General features: G+C 65.8%; 14 protein-coding genes and 1 pseudogene. 6 read left to right on the top strand and 9 right to left on the bottom strand.

Annotation, left to right across the window (positions count from 1 at the left end):
- Positions 1 to 77 precede the first annotated feature (77 nt).
- From GM672_RS17775 to GM672_RS17755, 5 genes are all read right to left on the bottom strand, one after another.
- Entirely contained in the window at positions 78 to 845 is a 768-nt protein-coding gene (locus GM672_RS17775; RefSeq protein WP_155471871.1) for a 2OG-Fe dioxygenase family protein, read from the bottom strand.
- Positions 846 to 888: 43 nt separating this feature from the next.
- Positions 889 to 2,922: a TonB-dependent receptor gene (locus tag GM672_RS17770; protein WP_155471870.1), complete on the bottom strand. Its 2,034-nt coding sequence runs from the start codon at positions 2,920 to 2,922 to the stop codon at positions 889 to 891.
- 41 nt (positions 2,923 to 2,963) lie between these two features.
- Positions 2,964 to 3,470 (bottom strand): DUF6702 family protein, encoded by a 507-nt coding sequence (locus tag GM672_RS17765; RefSeq protein ID WP_229417798.1) that lies wholly within the window; start codon positions 3,468 to 3,470, stop codon positions 2,964 to 2,966.
- On the bottom strand, positions 3,470 to 5,959 hold the full coding sequence (locus GM672_RS17760) for a M1 family metallopeptidase (protein ID WP_155471869.1): 2,490 nt from the start codon (positions 5,957 to 5,959) through the stop codon (positions 3,470 to 3,472). The genes GM672_RS17765 and GM672_RS17760 overlap by 1 nt, the downstream gene beginning before the upstream one ends.
- A 209-nt stretch (positions 5,960 to 6,168) precedes the next feature.
- Positions 6,169 to 6,639 carry a MarR family winged helix-turn-helix transcriptional regulator gene (locus GM672_RS17755; RefSeq protein ID WP_155471868.1) on the bottom strand — a complete coding sequence of 157 codons (471 nt, stop codon included), beginning with the start codon at positions 6,637 to 6,639 and terminating at the stop codon, positions 6,169 to 6,171.
- 145 nt (positions 6,640 to 6,784) lie between these two features.
- Between GM672_RS17755 and GM672_RS17750 the strand changes: the two genes are divergently transcribed.
- Entirely contained in the window at positions 6,785 to 7,096 is a 312-nt protein-coding gene (locus GM672_RS17750; protein ID WP_155471867.1) for a hypothetical protein, read from the top strand.
- A gap of 169 nt (positions 7,097 to 7,265) precedes the next feature.
- Positions 7,266 to 9,575 (top strand): CHASE domain-containing protein, encoded by a 2,310-nt coding sequence (locus GM672_RS17745; protein WP_155471866.1) that lies wholly within the window; start codon positions 7,266 to 7,268, stop codon positions 9,573 to 9,575.
- A gap of 79 nt (positions 9,576 to 9,654) precedes the next feature.
- Here GM672_RS17745 and GM672_RS17740 read toward each other — a convergent pair whose 3' ends face one another.
- Positions 9,655 to 10,467, bottom strand: coding sequence for a sugar phosphate isomerase/epimerase family protein (locus GM672_RS17740; protein WP_155471865.1), 813 nt, complete (start codon positions 10,465 to 10,467; stop codon positions 9,655 to 9,657).
- Complete coding sequence (locus tag GM672_RS17735; RefSeq protein WP_155471864.1) at positions 10,467 to 11,306, bottom strand: phytanoyl-CoA dioxygenase family protein; 840 nt, start codon at positions 11,304 to 11,306, stop codon at positions 10,467 to 10,469. The genes GM672_RS17740 and GM672_RS17735 overlap by 1 nt, the downstream gene beginning before the upstream one ends.
- Positions 11,307 to 11,409: 103 nt before the next feature.
- Here GM672_RS17735 and GM672_RS17730 point away from each other — a divergent pair, with 103 nt between their 5' ends.
- The gene (locus tag GM672_RS17730) at positions 11,410 to 12,375 is read left to right on the top strand and encodes a LysR family transcriptional regulator (RefSeq protein WP_229417797.1); all 966 of its coding nucleotides are present in this window, start codon (positions 11,410 to 11,412) and stop codon (positions 12,373 to 12,375) included.
- Here the strand turns inward: GM672_RS17730 and GM672_RS17725 are convergent.
- Positions 12,339 to 13,370, bottom strand: a complete 1,032-nt coding sequence (locus tag GM672_RS17725; protein WP_155471863.1) for a M29 family metallopeptidase — start codon at positions 13,368 to 13,370, stop codon at positions 12,339 to 12,341. The two genes, GM672_RS17730 and GM672_RS17725, sit on opposite strands and share 37 nt — an antisense overlap.
- A gap of 188 nt (positions 13,371 to 13,558) precedes the next feature.
- Here GM672_RS17725 and GM672_RS17720 point away from each other — a divergent pair, with 188 nt between their 5' ends.
- Complete coding sequence (locus GM672_RS17720; protein WP_155471862.1) at positions 13,559 to 14,017, top strand: hypothetical protein; 459 nt, start codon at positions 13,559 to 13,561, stop codon at positions 14,015 to 14,017.
- Positions 14,018 to 14,110: 93 nt separating this feature from the next.
- Here the strand turns inward: GM672_RS17720 and GM672_RS17715 are convergent, their stop codons facing one another.
- On the bottom strand, positions 14,111 to 15,079 hold the full coding sequence (locus GM672_RS17715; RefSeq protein WP_155471861.1) for an IS1595 family transposase: 969 nt from the start codon (positions 15,077 to 15,079) through the stop codon (positions 14,111 to 14,113).
- Between the two features lie 266 nt (positions 15,080 to 15,345).
- Here GM672_RS17715 and GM672_RS17710 point away from each other — a divergent pair, with 266 nt between their 5' ends.
- Together GM672_RS17710 and GM672_RS17705 are read left to right on the top strand one after the other, a co-directional pair.
- Positions 15,346 to 16,509, top strand: coding sequence for an AAA family ATPase (locus tag GM672_RS17710; RefSeq protein WP_155471860.1), 1,164 nt, complete (start codon positions 15,346 to 15,348; stop codon positions 16,507 to 16,509).
- A gap of 194 nt (positions 16,510 to 16,703) precedes the next feature.
- Positions 16,704 to 16,969 (top strand): annotated as a pseudogene (locus GM672_RS17705) (hypothetical protein); the annotation flags it as partial.

Below are 16,969 nucleotides of genomic sequence, written 5' to 3'. Positions count from 1 at the left end.
TTGCTCATTGCGATTGACTATATCGGAAATAGTGCGCCGGCGGCGCGCCTGCTGCGTATGCGGTGAAGTTCAGGCTTTTACGCGCCGCTTTCATGCTGCATTTCACCCTGGAAGCCGTGCGCCCGGTAGGTCAGCACCAGCGTATCGCGGTGGCCGATGCCGGCCAGCGGCTGGATCGGCGTCGATTCATGGATCACGGTGGCGTCGTCCAGCAGCAGCATGGTCCACGGCTCGGTCATCGTGAAGCGCTTGCCGTTCGGCCCGTCCGCTTCGAAGATGCGGGTTTCGCCGCCCTTGATGCCGTGCCGGCCGACCAGGATGACGGCGACATAATCGACGCCGTCGCGGTGTGCGCCTTCCGGCGTGGGCCGGCCGATGCCGTCGGCCGTGTCGATACGGAACTGATGGGCTTCCACGTACCAGCGACCCGCATCACGCACGGCCGAGAATACCCGGCCCAGCGCCGTCAGCAGGCCCTGCCAGCCCGGCTGTTCGATGGTGGCCGGCAGCACTGGCGCGAACATGCGGTGCATGCCGCCGTGCAGGGCGTTGTACTCCACGCTCTGCCAGTGCGCGCGGTGGGCCGTCTGCGCCAGCGCGTCGCCGTCCTGCACGAAACAGGAATGGCGGCGGCGCCGGTAGCGGCCACCGTCCTTCAGGTAGTTGTCCAGTTCCAGGTCGTCCCAGGCCGACGCCAGTTGCGCCAGCTGGGCCAGCGGCGTGCCGGCCAGCGCCGCCACGTCGGCCGGCGCCAGCAACGCATAGCCGTCGGTGCGCAACGCCGTACTGACTTGTTCGAGGGGAGTGAAGGCGGGCGAAGGTGGCGAGTAAGCGGCGGCGGACATGGGCGAGCTGTGTGAGATGGACAGCGCCTATTGTACGACGCCGCTAGAAGCTGTGCGACAGCGTCAGCCGCAGCGATCGCGGCTCGATCGGGTGGAAGTGGATGTCGTCCACGGCTTCGGCTTCGCCAGCCAGCCGCGACGCGTAGTAATACTCGATGGCGGCGGCGCGGCGGTTGGCCAGGTTGAACGCCTCGAGTTCCAGACGGGTGTCGCGCCCCAGGCGGTAGACGATGCGGCCATTGACGGTGGCGGCGGCGCTGGAGCGCACGCTGTTGTCCTCCACCAGCGGGCGCGGGCCGAACCAGCGCAGGCGCAGCGCGCCGGACCAGGGGCCGGCCGGGGTCACCGTCGCCGCCAGTTGCGCCACGCCTTCGACGGCGCCGGGAATGCGGCGCCCGGCCGGATCGGCATCGCGATAGCGGCCCCGCGCAAAGGCCAGGTCGGCGTCGAGGCTGAGCCACTTTACCGGCTTGTAGTAGTTCGAGAACTCGATGCCGTGGCGGCGGCTTGGCCGGCCCGCCTCGGTGGTGCCGGCGTCGCCGACGAAGACCAGTTCCGAATCGAAGTCGAGGCGGTACAGCGACAATGTCGTCTGCAGGCCCTTGATCCACTCGCTGCGCAGGCCCAGTTCCAGCCCGCGTGAACGGGCCAGCGGCGTGACGCGGTCGACCGCTTCTTCCGTTTTCGGGTCGACGGCGATGACGGTGCCGCGCGCATCGTTGCTGTGAAAGCCCGTGCCGGCGTTGACATACAGCTCCGTGCGCGCCCACGGCCCGAACACGAGGCTCGCGCTGGGGCTGGCCAGGCTGTCGCGTGCCTTGCCGGTATTGGCGGCGCGGTCGCTTGCCACGTCGAAGCGGTAATGGTCGGCACGCAGGCCGGCCACCGTTCGCAGCCAGGGCGACCAGCGCGTGTGGTTCTCGACGAACAGCGCGGCGCTGGTTTCGACGATATGGTCCTGGCGCGTCGTTGCCAGCGTGCGGCGCGCCTTCGTGCGCAGCAGCGCGTTGTGGATATTGTCGTTCTGGGCCTGCAGGCCCACCGTCGTCGTCGACAGCCGCTCGCCAGCGTGCAGGTGCCAGGCATGGCGCGCGTCCAAGCCCGTCGTCACGCGCCGATCCGGTTGGGCGAACTGGTCGCCGTCGACGGGGTCGTCGAGGAAGTAGGTGAAGTTCGAGAACAGCTCGAGGCGGTTGGCGATGACATAGGCCGAGACCTTGGTCGATGCATCCTCCGTCGTGCGCCGCCATGCGCCGGACAGGCTGTAGCGGTGAGCGCTGCCGCCGTCGGTCGGGTCGATCGTGTCGAAGCGTCCCAGGCTGCCGTTGGCAACGGCCCGCTGCGGGATCTGGTCGGTGGCATTCCACGTCGCGCCATAGGCCATGGCGGTAATGTGCCAGCCATTGTTGGCGAAGCCCTCGCTGTAGCGCAGCACCGCGTTCAGTTTGCGGTAGTGGTCGCCGCGCGAAAACGGGCCGTCGTTGTGCAGCGCTTCGAGCGCGTACAGCAGGTTGCCCTTGCCGGCCGCGGGCGAATCGGCCAGCAACGCGCGGCGGTAGCCGTCCTGGCCGACGGTGACGTCGAACACGCCGCGCGGCAGCCGGTTGGCGTAGACGATATCGGCCGCGCCGGCGGAAGCGAAGTCGCCGTTGGCGGCTGAATACGGGCCCTTGCCGTAGTCGAGGCGCGTGGCCAGTTCCGGAATCAGGAAATTGAGGTCGGTCCAGCCCTGGCCATGGCCGTGGCTGCGCTGGTTGACGGGCATGTCGTCCACCGTCGTGCGCAGGTCGGTGCCGTGATCGAGGTTGAAGCCGCGCAGGTAGAACTGGTTGGCCTTGCCTTCGCCGCTGTGCTGGCTGACCACCAGTCCTGGCGTCGCTTCCAGCAGCTCGCCAGAGCGGTAGGTGGTGCGGGCAGCCAGCTGGCGCTGGTCGATGCTGCCGTCGGCGGCGGAATCGGCGATGCCCAGCTGCGAGGCGCGCGAGCCGTCGACCAGCACGCGCTGGAGGAAGGGATCGTCGGCGTGGGCGGGGAGGGCGAGGGCCGCGATGGCGGCGGGTAGCAGAAATCTTTTCATGGCCGAGAAAGTTGCTCGAAAAATGGGGTCTGTCCCCATTTTTACGGCAATTGTTGTTCGCGCCGGGTGGCGGTGAACGTCAGCGTGGTGGCGGCGCGGCCGGCGTTGGCACCGATGTTGACGGTGTTGACCTGGCGCGGCATGAAGTCGGTCAGCACGGCGTCGCGCAGCATGGCGCCGGGCGGCAGCGCCGCGTCGAACTGCTGGAAGACGGTGACGGTGTCCGCGCTGGCCTTGATGCCCACCCACTCCAGGGCCAGCGGCTTGCCGGCCGCCAAAATGGCGAACTGTTTTTCGATATAGCGGCGCAGCACGTGCTGGTCTTCTTCCAGTCCCAGGTCGAACTGGCGCCCGTACAGGTTGGCCAGCAGCGCCTCGATATCGTGGGCCGTGTAGGTGTGGACGATTTCCGTGCGGCCCGTGGCGGCGTTGAAGCCGATATCGGCCATGCCCATATGATAGTTATGGGCCTGCGCGGCGCCGGTGCCCAGCACCAGTACCGCGCAGGCGGCCAGCGATGCAAGACGCGGCATGACGAAAGAGGGCATTACTTCCTGCCCGCTTCCGGCTTCAGCTGGCCCGTCTCGGCCTGCTGCTTGGCCGCCGCACCGCTGGCGGGCGTCGTGGCTGCACTGTCCTTATTCGCTTCGGCCCTGCCGTTTTCCTTATTGTCGTCCTTGTCGTCATCGCCCTTCAGCGGCGTGCGGTAGTCCTTCATCATGTCCGGCGCCTTTTGCTCGGCCTTGAACAGTTCCAGGCGCGATGGCGTGGCCTTGCGGGGCCAGGCGTTGTTGCTGGTGTCGATATCGGCCGTCTCCCAGTACGGGTCATGCGTCAGCGCCGTCATCGGCTCGTCCGTCACGAGCAGCTTGGTGATTTTTCGGGGCGAATAGCGCCACACTTCGGCCGGCACGCGCTCGATATACTTCTTGCCCGACTTGAGCGTGATTTCCAGGATCAGCGGCATCACCAGGCCGCCCTTGTTGGTGAAGTCGACCAGGTACAGGTATTTGCCCTGTGCCAGCAGCTCCTTCTGCCACGGCTCCAGATCCTTCGTCGCTTCCTTGAACTTGTTGCGGTCCGCGTTCGTGACGGTGAAGTCGTCATGCTCGTTGTAGAAGTCGCGCAGTTCCGGCTGCGTGTCGATCCGCCGGGGCAAGGTGGCATTGCGCTGGTCCGTGATCGACACCGGCTCCTCGGCCTTGCGGGCGCGGGCCCAGGCTTTTTCCACCTCAGGGTCCTTGGTGCTGACATTGAACTCGGCGATGTTGTCCAGGCTGATGTCGACGGCGTCCGTCGTGTAGAACCAGCCGCGCCAGAACCAGTCCAGGTCCGTGCCGGAAGCGTCTTCCATGGTGCGGAAGAAGTCCGCCGGCGTGGGGCGCTTGAACTTCCAGCGCCGCGCGTACTCGCGGAAGGCGTGGTCGAACAGCTCGCGGCCCAGGATGGTCTCGCGCAGGATGTTCAGCGCCGTGGCCGGCTTGGCATAGGCATTGGCGCCGAACTGCAGGAGCGACTCCGAGTTCGTCATGATGGGCACCTGGTTCGCCGAGCGCATGTAGTTGACGATATCGCGCGGGTCGCCCCGGCCGATGGGGAAGTCCTTTTCCCACGCCTGCACGGCCAGGTACTCGACGAAGGAGTTCAGGCCTTCGTCCATCCACGTCCACTGGCGCTCGTCCGAGTTGACGATCATCGGGAAGTAGTTGTGGCCTACCTCGTGGATGATGACGCTGATCAGGCCATACTTGGCCCGCTTCGAATACGTCAGCTCACCCGTCTTCTTGTCCTTGGTGGGACGCGGGCCGTTGAACGAGATCATCGGGTATTCCATGCCGCCCACGGGACCGTTGACGGAGATGGCCGTCGGGTAGGGGTAGTCGAAGCTGTATTTGTTGTACTGCTCGATGGTGTGGATGATCGACGCCGTGGAGTATTGTTCCCACAGCGGATTGCCTTCCTTCGGGTAGTAGGACATGGCCAGCACGTTGGTGCCGTCCTTCTTGTAGCCCTGGGCATCCCAGATGAACTTGCGGCTGGAAGCCCACGCGAAATCGCGCACGTTCCTGGCCTTGAAGTGCCACGTGCGGGTGCCCTTGCTGACGGATTTTCCCGCGGCTTCCGCTTCGGCCTGGGTGACGATGACGACAGGCTTCTTCGCCGTCCTGGCCTGCTCCAGGCGCTGGCGCTGGGCCGTCGTCAGCACGTCGCCCGGGTTCTGCAGCTCGCCGGTGGAGGCGACGATGTGGTCGGCCGGCACGGTGATCTTCACGTCATAGTCGCCGAATTCCAGCGTGAACTCGCCGGAACCGAGGAACTGCTTATGCTGCCAGCCCGCCACGTCGTAGTAGGCCGCCATGCGCGGGAACCACTGGGCGATTTCGAACAGCGTGTTCTTGTCTTCCTCGAAGTATTCGTAGCCGGAACGCCCGCCCAATACCTTCTGCTCATTGATCCTGTAGGTCCAGTCGATGCCGAAGCCGACCCGCTCGCCCGGCTTCAGGGGTGAAGGCAGGTCGATGCGCATCATGGTGCCGTTGATGACATACTTCAGCGGCGCGCCACCGGAGCTGCGCACGTTCGAGATCTTGAAGCCGCCGTCGAATTCGCGCCCGACCAGCGTATTGCGCAGGCCTTCATACTTCGCGCCTTCCTCGCCTTTCGGCTTCATCCACGCTTCGCGCGACGGCGCCGTCTGCACGCGGCGGGCATCGGAGTCGGCCTTGTAGATGTTCTGGTCCAGCTGCACCCACAGGTAGGTCAGCGTGTCGGGCGAGTTGTTATGGTAGGTCACCTGGCCGCTGCCCGTGATGGTGCGGTTCGCTTCGTCCAGCGAGGCGCGGATCGTGTAGTCGGCGCGCTGCTGCCAGTAATGGTGGCCCGGCGCGCCCGAGGCGGTGCGGTAGGGCGTGGCCGTCGGCAGCAGCTCGTCGAGCTGGCGGAACTTGTCGTCGAATTTGTCGCCCGGTTCGGCGGCGAAGGCGCACAGCGAGGTGCACAGCAGGAAGGTGGCAATACCAAGTGGCGAACGCTTCATCGGACCCCTGACAGTCGTAATATTAGGAAATTTTCAGGGTATTCTAAGCGTTTGCCTCGGCCATTGCGGCGGGCCGTTTTGTAAATATTTTGAAACAAGTCACGGCCGTGGCAACGACCGGACGTCCACATGGCGGCCGATGTCACGCCAGGGCAGGCGAGCCGTGCTGTCCGGCGGACGTCCGGCCGTCCGCACCAGGCTCCCGCCTCTCAGCCTTCCGATTTCATCAGTTGGGTACGCAAGCCGTCCAGCTGGGCTTTCAACTGCACCACCTGGTCCAGGTTGCAGCCGCTGGCCGTGAGAACGCAGGCGGGAATCTCCTTGGCCTGCTCGCGCAAGGCGCTGCCGTGGGCGGTCAGGGCAATGATGACCTGGCGCTCGTCGCTGGCGCTACGCGTGCGGGTCACGAGCTCGGCCTGTTCCATGCGCTTGAGCAGTGGGGTCAGGGTCGCCGAATCCAGGAACAGCTTGTCGCCCAGCTCGGAGACGGTGCGCTCGTCGCGCTCCCACAGCACCATCATCACCAGATATTGGGAGTACGTGAGGTCGAGCTTGCGCAGCAGCTTGCGGTACAGCTTGTTCATCGCCAGCGACGTGGAATACAGCGCGAAGCACAGTTGCTGGTCCAGCTGGGGAACGTGCGGCGCAATCACCGGGGGCGCATTGGCGGCAGGGGGCATGAGGTCGGGTTCCATCCTGGCAGTATAAGTAGCGTGCTATCTAATTGCAAGCGATTTCCACGCTTCGATTCTGCTTGCCTCCTGGCGCCCATTGGCTTATCGTTTTGTGGGCCTGCCTTCTCGCTGGCAGCTAAGGGGATCGATGATGAATCTGATGAATCAGATGGACCCGCAAAGCAAGCAACCACCCGAGCAACGCGACCACCCGGCGCATTTATACCTGGTGCAGCTGGACCCGCAAAGCGTCGTCGACGGCGTGCGCTACGACGACACCTACCTGGCCGATGAAATCCGTACCTGCGGCACGATGCGGGAGACCTGCCCCGTCTGTGGCGACGGCCACCTGCAGCTCGTGCTGCGACAGAAAAACGTGCGCGTGCCCCACCTGTTCTGCCTTGAATGCACGCGCTGCTTCGGCGCTTTTTTGGAGGACGGCACGCCGGCACTGATTGAATAGGCCGCGACCGTCGTCCTGGAAGTGGCACTGCTTGGCAGCTTCGGCCGTCAAGGCCCGCCGCGCCGGCGTTTCATGGGCGAGACAGCCGACTCAGCTCGAGCATTGCTCGCATGGAAACGGCTGTTACCCCATGCTATAGTCCCTGCATTGATTGCGGCGGACGACCTCGATGCGTGCACACGGATATCTGGCCTTTATTGTCGGAATTTGCCTGACCGCATGGGCATGCCTGTTCGCCCTGGATGCCCAGGACCAGCGCATTGCCGAACTGTTCGCGCGCGACACGGACAAGGTCACGCAGGACACGGATGCCCGGCTGAAGACCTACTTCGATACCCTCCTCAGCATTCGTGCCGTGCTGGCCGTCGACGACCAGCTGGGCCGGGCCGAGTTTCACCGCTACGTGCAGGAGTTGCGGCTGCAGCAGCGCTATCCCGGCTTCCAGGCCATCCAGCTGGTGCGGCGCGTGCCGGCGGCCGAGCTGGAGCGGCATATCGAAAAAGTCCGGCGCGATACCAGCGTCGACCCGGCAGGCTACCCCCAATACCAGCCCCATCCTTCCACGGTGCGCGACGAGCATTACCTGATCGAATACAGCGAGCCGATGAAGGGCAACGAGAATGCGTTCGGGCTCGACCTGACGACGTTCCCGGCCCACCTGCACGCGCTGGAAATGGGACGCGACAGTGGCGAGCTGGTCGCCACCGAGCGGGTCACCCTGGTGCAGGATGCCAGCGGCCAGCCCGGCTTCATCGCGCGGCTGCCGGTCTACCGCAAGGGCGCGCCGCTGGCGACGGTGGAGCAGCGGCGCGCGGCGCTGACGGCCTTCGTTGCCATCGTGTTCCGCGTGTCCGACCTGATGCGTGAAGTGATCGACCCGCAACTGCTGCGGGACATGCATATCCAGATCAACGACGCCGGCTACCTCAGCGATGGCGGCGCCACGCCGCCCCAGTTGAACAACCTGATGTACGACAGCGCCGGCCGGCTCAGCGCGGACCGGCTCCGGCCGGCCGTCGTGCCGGGCCTTGAGGCGCACTCGACCCTGAACGTGGGCCAGCGCCACTGGCTGATCCAGTTCAAGGGCTATCCGGGCGGGCGCTACGGGCGCGAATACGAAACCCTGATGCTGATCGGCGGCTGCGGCTTCCTGATCAGCACCCTGATCGCGGCCCTGGTCGTGACCTTGCAGCGCCGGCGCGAAATGGCCGTGCGGCTGCGCGCCACGCTGGAAGAGCTGCGCGCGCTGCAGGACAGCGCCGTGGTCGGCATCGGCCTGTTCTCGCACGGTCACATCGTGCGCTGCAACCGCGGGCTGGAGGAAATGCTTGGCTACCCGCACGGTGTGCTGGCCGGCAGCGCCGTGGCCGGCCTGGTGCCGGCGCGGGGCGACGACCCGTTCCAGTGCGCCGCCGGCGGCCAGCGTGCGTATGCGGAGCTGGAGCTGGTGCGACGCGATGGTGCCAGCCTGTGGTGCATGGTCAACGGGCGCATGCTCGACCCGCAGGAGCCGGACAAAGGCAGCGTGTGGGTGCTGGCCGATATCAGCGACCGGCGCAAGACGGAGGCGGCCCTGGTGGAAAGCCGTTCCGGGCTGGAACGCAGCCTGCGCGAACTGGCGCAGCAGAAGGCCCACGCCGAGCAGGCGCACCGGGAAATGTCGGGCATGGTGCAAACCTTGCAGCAGGCCCAGGCCAGCCTGATCACGTCGGAAAAGATGGCGGCCCTGGGCGCCCTCGTGGCCGGCATCGCGCACGAGCTGAACACACCCATCGGCAACAGCCTGCTGACGGCAACTGCCCTGGCCGACATGGTGACGGTGTTCGAACGCCAGCTGGCCGACGGCGGCGTGCGCCGTTCCGTACTGGACGCGCACCTGCACGACGCCAAGACGGCCTGCAATATCATCGCCGTCTCGCTGGGCAAGGCGGCCGACCTGATCACGTCGTTCAAGCAGGTAGCGGTGGACCAGACGTCCGACCAGCGCCGCCGCTTCGCGCTGGACGGCGTGCTGCGCGACACCCTGGCCACCTACGCGGCCCAGCTGCGCCGCGCCAACTGTGAAGTGCGGGTGGACGTGCCGGCATCGCTGGAGTTCGATTCCTACCCGGGCAGCGTCAGCCAGGTCATCAGCAACCTGATCAACAACGCCATGCTGCACGCCTTCGAAGGCCGCGACCACGGCATCATCACCATCACGGCCAGGGCGCTGGACGACGACCCGCCGGCATCGGGCAGCGCCGAACTGCGCTTCGCCGACAATGGCGTCGGCATGAACAGCCGCACCCTGAACCAGGTCTACGACCCCTTCTTCACCACCAAGATGGGCCAGGGCGGTTCGGGCCTGGGCATGAACATCGTCTACAACATCGTCACCGGCGTGCTGAAAGGCACGATCCGCATCGAATCCACCCCCGCGCAGGGCACCACGGTCATCATCACATTGCCCCGGCAGGTGCCCCAGGCCGCCGCCGCCTGAGCGGCAAAGTTGCCCTAAAAATGGGGACAGACCCCATTCTTAGGGCAATGTTTCTTGAAAAATGGGGTCTGTCCCCTTTTTAGTAGCGCTCGCGCAGCAGTTGCAGCATGGCGACGTTCTGTTCCCACGCGTCGGTGATGGGCTGGCGGGTGTAGGGCAGGTTGACGGTGTACGGGGCGGGGCCGAATTCGGGGGTGATCGTCATGACGTCGGCACCGGCAGCGCGGCGCAGGGCATGAATGCGGTCCCACCAGCCCAGGTGGGCGGCCAGTTCGGCGGCGTATTCGGGTGCGCGGAAGTCGATCGCCTGCGGGCCCTGGGCGTGGCCGACGCGGGCGTGGATATGGCGTACTCGCGGCAGGGTCGCCTCCAGCGTTTCGGGCTGGTCTTCCAGCAGCGATTCGCAGGCGACGCACCAGTGCGACAGATCGGCCGTCAGCATCAGATCGGGCAGCGCGTCCAGGTAGGGCAGCAGCAGCATCGGGTGGCCGGAGAAGCGGCTGCGGTGGATTTCATGGACGATCGGCACACCGTGCTTGCGGGCGATACGGTCCGCCAGCGCCAGCAGTTCCTCGTTCTGCGCGCGGCTGTAGTAGTCCTTGCCCGTGTGCGAATTCACCAGCAGGGGACGGGCGGCGCAGGCGTTTTCCAGCAGGGTCGCCAGCGCGGCGCGGTGCGCGTCGAACTGGGGATGGAACACTGTCTCCCATTGCGCCACGATCAAATCCAGCTTCGCGCCGGCGATGCGGCGCAGCCAGTCGTCGCGCTGTGCGCTGTCCGCCGGCAGCGACATCTCGATGCCGTCGAAGCCGGCCGCCAGCACCTTGTCGATAAAGGCCTGCGGCGCCAGCTCGTTGCTGCCCCAGTGGGGCGCGAAAATCTTCACCTGCATCACAGGAAGCCCCGCACGGGGAAGGAGGCGTCGCGCTGGATCCAGTTGCGCGGCGAGTAGACGGTGCCCGCGTCCGTGGCGTGCAAGGTGTAGGCGTGGCGCGACACGGGCGAGCGGTTCGGCGCGCTGTAGTGGGGCAGCAGGCCGTGGAAGCAGACCAGCGCGCCGGCCTGGCATTCCAGCGGCACGGCCGTGCTGTCGTCAGGCCATGGCGTCGCGTCCAGTTTTTCCACCTTGATGTCGTCGCCGTTGCGAACGAAGCGCTCGCGCAGCGGCGTGCGGTGGCCACCCGGTTCGGCCCACAGGCAGCCGTTGTCCAGGGTGGCGTCTTCCAGCGCGAACCAGAAGGTCGTCACGCTGATCGGGTCCGTGTCGAAGTACGTCGCGTCCTGGTGCCAGCGCACCTCGCCGCCGATGCCGGGCTGCTTGAAGATATACATGGACTGCCATACCTGGGCGTGCGCCAGGCCCAGGTCGCGCGCCACGTCGGCCAGGCGCGGGTCGGCGGAGAAGGCGCGGAACACCGGATCGAGGTCGTGCATCGCGTGGCCGATCTTGTTGATCGACAGCGACTTGTCCTGTTTCAGCTGGCCGTCCGGGCCGAAGGCTTCTTCCTCGAAGAAGCAGCGGATCGTGTTGTCCGAGCGGAGGAAGTATTCGTCCGCTTTCTTCTCCTGATCCTTCGTCGTGAAGATGCCTTGGGCGACGGCGGGGTCGAACTCGTCGACGATCTGCGCGGCCCGCGCGCGCAGCGCGGCGATTTCCTGGGGCGACTTGAAGCCGGGGATGACGATGAAACCGTCGCGTTGGTACTGTTCTTTCTGGGCGGCGCTCAGCATGGTGCACTCCTTAATGGGATGGAGGCATTGTACGGGCGGCTACTGTGCTGGGAAAGCAGCGTAATGGTTGACACATTGTCGCCCATTTGTTGACAATGGTTGCATGGACCAATTACGGGCAATGGAAATCTTCGTCGAAGTGGCACGCCAGCGCAGCTTCAGCGCCGCGGGGCGCCGACTTGGCCTGTCGCGCGCGCTGGTGAGCAAGCATATCCTGCAGCTGGAAGAGAAGCTGGGCGTGCGCCTGCTGCACCGCTCGACGCGCGAAGTGAGCCTGACGGATGCGGGCCAGGCCTACCTGGAACCATGCAGCGCGGCCGTGGCGCAGGCGCAGGAAGCGGCGCGCATCGTTACGCAGCAGGGCGCGGAGCTGGCAGGCCCCTTGCGCATCCAGGCCCCGTCCAGTTTCGGCAGCGCATGGCTGGCCGATGCACTGGCCCGATTCAGCCTGCCGCACCCGCAGCTGCAGCCGCTGCTGCACGTGGACGACGCGCTGCTCGACCCCATCGAACACGGCTTCGACCTGACCATCCGCGTGGGCGGCATCCCGGACAGCCGCGCGCTGGCGATCCGGCCGCTCGCGCCCTGCCGCGCCGTGCTGTGCGCGTCGCCGGACTACCTGGGACGACACGGCATGCCGGCCACGCCGGAAGAGCTGCAGGATCACCGCTGCCTGCATTTCTCGCACCTGACGGACGGCACGGCGTGGCACTTCGCGCGCGATGGCGATGGCGTGGCTGATGGAGACATGCGCAGGGTGCGGGTCAACGCCGGCTTCACGTCGAACAACGGGATGGTGCTGCATGGGGCGGCGCTGCAGGGCATGGGAATCGTCTACAGCACCACGTTCCTCGCCTGGCGCGCGCTGCTCGACGGTTCGCTGGTGCAGGTGCTGCCGCAGTGGCAGCTGCCGCTCAATTACCTGTCGGCGCTGTATCCGGCCAGCCGCCAGCCGTCGCCGAAAGTGCGCCGGCTGATCGATTTCCTCGTGGCCGAATACCAGCCGGTGCCGCCGTGGGATGCGGCGCTGGCTCAGTCGGCGGCCACGGTCCAGGCGCCGTCGGCGTAGATCCGCTCGCCGTCCAGGTACACGCCTTCCGTCACGGCGAACACGTCGACGTGGTAGCGCGCGTCCTTGCGCTTGAATTGGGGCTTCTGGTACTGCCCGTGCTTGGCGCCCAGCGACAGGTGGATGCCGCACATGCGTTCATAGGTGCCGATATCGTCCACCGTGCGCTCGAACGAAAAGGCGCGGTTCATGCCGAAGCCCAGCTCGCGCACCCACACTTCGCCTTCGTGGGCGCGGATAATTTCCAGCATTGCGTCGAATTCGGGCGTGCTGTTTTCCGCGCCCACCACGCGGCCCCGTTCGACGATCATCGTGATCGGCGTGGCGGGGCGGTTGACGTGGAAGGAGGTGTCGCCGAACACGAACACGCGCACGCTGCCGTTCACCGCTTCCAGGTCGCGCGCTTCCGTAAACACTTCGCCGATGGGGAACAGCCCGCCGACGTTCTTCATCGCGCCGTAGTCGCCGATATTGAGCTTGGCGTCCTCGAAGGGCGAGGCGAACGTCAGCTGGGCGCCGCCGCTGTCGACCATGGCGCTTGCCGCCGCGTCGATGCGGCGTTTCAGCGCATGGCCCACGCCGCGGAAGTAGGCCGGGTCGTAGGCCAGCGCTTCGACATAGTGCAGGCCCTGCTCGCCCGGCATGCGCGACAGGTGCATATGCTCGATCACCTTCAGCCCCCGCTTGAACAGCTCCATGCGGATGCGGTAGTCGTTCAGGCGGAAGCTGGTCGTCTGGATCAACACCACCAGGTCGCCCGCGCCCAGTTCCTCGAAGGCGGCCAGCACGTCGGCCGCGCCGGTAGTGTCGAAGTCGATGAAGCGGGCCTGTGGCAGCGCGCGCCGGTAAGCCCCCGTCAGCACTTCATTGAGCTCGCTGCGGCGGTCGAACACGACCAGCGCCTGCTGGGCCGGTGTGTATTCGATGGCAAACGTCAGCAGATCGGCCACATTGGCGGCTGCCCGGTCCTGCACGGCGGGTGGAAAAGACGTCATATTTGATTTGAAAACAATGAATTACAGGGGATTCGGCAGGAAAGTGTTGCGGCCGTGAGCATTATACGGCCCGGTTCGGCCGATATCCGTGTCGCGCCTTGTGGCGGCTGGGGGCGCGGGTTAGAATCCCTTTCATATATAGCCGTGCGGCAACATTGAGGTCCGGCGCAACGACCAGTGGGAAAAAGATGACAGTTACGTTTGGCCAGGACTTGCCGCAGGAGCGGCCCGATGGTGATGAGCGCGCCGCGTTGTTCGTGCCCACCGCCAATATCAAGGACGAAATACTCCAGACCCTGCGCAAGGGCGCAGCCGTGGTCGGCTTCGGCAACCATGACCGCACCGTGACGATCTATTACGAAAGCAACCGCTTCAACGAGCCGCATCTGGCGAAGTGGGAAATCAAGGCGCGCAAGGCCTATGAACGCCTGGTGGAGAACCTGCCGACGACGTCGAAGATGACGACGCGGCTGGATTATTTCGAGCAGGTCGGCTACATCAACGGCAAGGGCATCACGATTCGCCGCATGGACAGCCTGAAGCGCTGGCTGGAATACTCCGACGCGCTGGATACGGCGCCGGAAAGCGAGTCCGTGCCCTGGACGCCGCCGGCGCCGCCGAAGAAGATCAACCTGGGTGGCGACTGAGTACCGTCCGCCCCGCAGGAAAGGAGCCCCGCCATGTCGCGGGGCTTTTTTTTGGCGCTGTCACCCGGTCGCAGTGAACTGTCCACCCAGCATTCAACTTCCTGCCGGGAACAATGCAGCCCGTAAAAATTGCTTTGGCGTGTACAAATGTCGACAGTCGAGCCCGTGAATCCAGCCCAGGTAGTGGGGCAGGTAGCGGCTCGCCACGCCATGGAACCGGATCAGCCAGTTCTTGAACGCGGCGTGGTAGCGGTTCACGTTCTGGACATGAATTTCCCCCAACACCCGCTCGCCCTGGCGCAGGTTGACGCCCCGGTGCGCGATGCCATTGTCCTCTGCAAACTTCGCATAGGCTTCAGCTGCATCGGTCGCCAGCAGGACGGCCTTGTCAAGCACGGGTAACAAATGCTGCTGCAACTGCGCCACCGTGACGGGCCCCCGCCCCGGCACGAAATCGCAGGTGCGGCCTTGCCGGTCGCGCGCCACCAGGATGCAGTCCAGTTCGCCGCCGATGCGCCGTTTTTTCGCATGGCCGCCGCGCCGACGCGCCGGGCGCGTCAGGTGACGCGAGCCCTTCTGCGATTCCAGTAAATACGTTTCGTCCGCCTCGACGATGCCGCTCAAGGGGCGGGGCCGGTCGTCCTTTGCCATGGCAAGAAAACGGTGACGCCAGCGGAAGCTCGTGTTGCGGTGGATGCCGGTCGTCTCCGCTGCGGCGCGTACCGTCATCGAACCCACCATGCACTGCAGAAACGGTAGCCATTTTTCGCGCAGCCGGATGAAAGCCAGCGGCGTATCGGTCAGTGCATTGAAGGACCTGTGGCACTGGCGGCAGCGGTAGCGCTGCAGGCCGCGCAGGATGCCGTGACGGTACAGCTTGTCGCCTGCGCAGTGCGGGCATCGGCGCAGGCGCGCACCCCGTTCCTCGATGATGGCCAGGCAATCGGCCAGCGAGGCACAACGTTCGAACAGACGGCGCAAGCCGTCGCCTTGCTCGCCGGTGAGCCTCGTGAGCCAGGCCAGGCATTGCGTCCGCACCGCCGCGTACTCGTCCACTTCCATGCTCGCCTCCGTCTTGGCTGATGCCAACTTACGGTATGACAATGGCCTAGCCAACAAGTTCCTTGCGACCGGGGCACAGCGCCCTTAGTCTGCGCCGGCGTCAGGCCCGTGCGTTCACCAGTGGCGTTTCGGCACGCTGGTGTTTCCCGCCGCCCCGGCCTTGCCATGGAGCCGTCCCAGCCGTGGCGCCCGGCCATAATCGCTTATAAAACTCCATAAAGAACTATAATTACGCCAGCATGCCCGCCGTTTTGAGGAATTGCACCATGGCCACCCAAGCGAATTCATCAAAAATATTCCACCGTCCCGAGCTGGCCCGTAAGCTGGCCCAGCAGATCCTGCACGTGTCGCCCACGTCCGCGTCGTCATCCGGCGTGTTCCTGGCCGCGCCCCGCCGCACCGGCAAGACCACCTTCATGCGCCAGGACCTGACGCCGGCATTGGTGGCCTCCGGCGCACTGGTGATCTACGTCGATTTGTGGGAAGACCCGAAAGCCGACCCCAGCGACGTCATCGTCACGTCGATCCGCGCCGCGCTGGCCCAGAACGAGCCGGCCCTGGTGCGTCTGGCCAAGGGCTGGGGCCTGGGCGGGGCCAAGGTGGGCGGCGTCGAGTTTTCGCTGGACCGGGTCGGCCTGGGCAAGGACGTGTCGCTGGTCCAGGCCCTGTCGGCCCTGTCGGAAACAAGCAAGACCATCATCGTCCTGATCATCGACGAAGCCCAGCATGCCATCACGACGTCGGCCGGCAACGACGCGATGTTCGCGCTCAAATCGGCCCGCGATGAACTCAACAGCAACCAGCACGGCCTGCGCGTCGTCTGCACGGGCTCGAACCGGGACAAGCTGGCCATGCTGAAGAACAGCAAGGACCAGGCCTTCTTCGGCGCGCCGCTGATCAATTTCCCGCCACTGGGCGCGGCCTACGTGAAATGGTTCTGCGACCACACGGACGACCTGCCGGCCCGGCTCGACCCGGATATGGTGCTGCCCCTGTTCGAACGCTCCGGCCACCGCCCGGAAATCCTGGGCGCGGCCGCCGACGAGCTGCGCTTCGATTTCGCGCTGGAAGACGATGGCGTCAACGAGCGCTTCCTGGCCGCTGTCGAGTCGCAGATCGCGGCTGCGAACGACGACACCATGCGCGTCGTCCATTCCCTCACGCCGATCCAGTTCGCCGTGCTGTGCGTGCTGGCGGCGGCGGGCGAGCGCTACGCGCCGTTCGAGGCCGCCACCCTGGAGAAATACCGCATTGCCGCCAACCGCGTCAGCGGCGCCGAGACGGCCATCGAATTCCCCGCCGTGCAGGGGGCCCTGGTGGCCCTGCAGGAGAAGAGCCTGGTGTGGAAGGCTTCGCGCGGCGTCTACGCGATCGAGGACATCGGCCTGGTCGACCTGCTGCGCAACGGTGGCTACCTGGACGGACTATAGCGCCACCGGCCTCGGGAAATTCCGGGACAGTCCCGGAAAATTCGGGGACTGTCCCGGAATTTCCCGACAGTGTCAGGCTGGGCAGCCGCGAGAGGGCGATTCCCCTGCGCCGCGCTCCGGATACCCGACCCGATGCGTTATGATTGACACAACTGCGCGCACGCGCGCGGACCTTGAAGCGACGGCGGAGGAATATGGCATACAGGTGGGTGACGGCGAACAGCGTCTGGCTGGAAGAGGAGCACAACCGCTTCGAGCTGGAAGCGGGCAGGGACCTGGCCCGCATCGACTGGCAGCGCGCCCGTGGCCGCCTGCCGGATGTGGCGCAACTGCTGGGCGCGGCGCTGCCGGCCTCCTGCGCGCACGCCGCCATTTATCCCGAAGGCTTTGCGTTCTGTCCTGACTGCGGCGCGCCGCTGGCTGCCGCCACGCCGCCGCCCCGGCCGGCCTGGTGGGGTGC

The sequence above is a fragment of the Pseudoduganella buxea genome (assembly GCF_009720835.1).
GTDB lineage: Bacteria > Pseudomonadota > Gammaproteobacteria > Burkholderiales > Burkholderiaceae_D > Rugamonas > Rugamonas buxea.
This window is presented reverse-complemented; position numbering and strand designations above follow the sequence as displayed.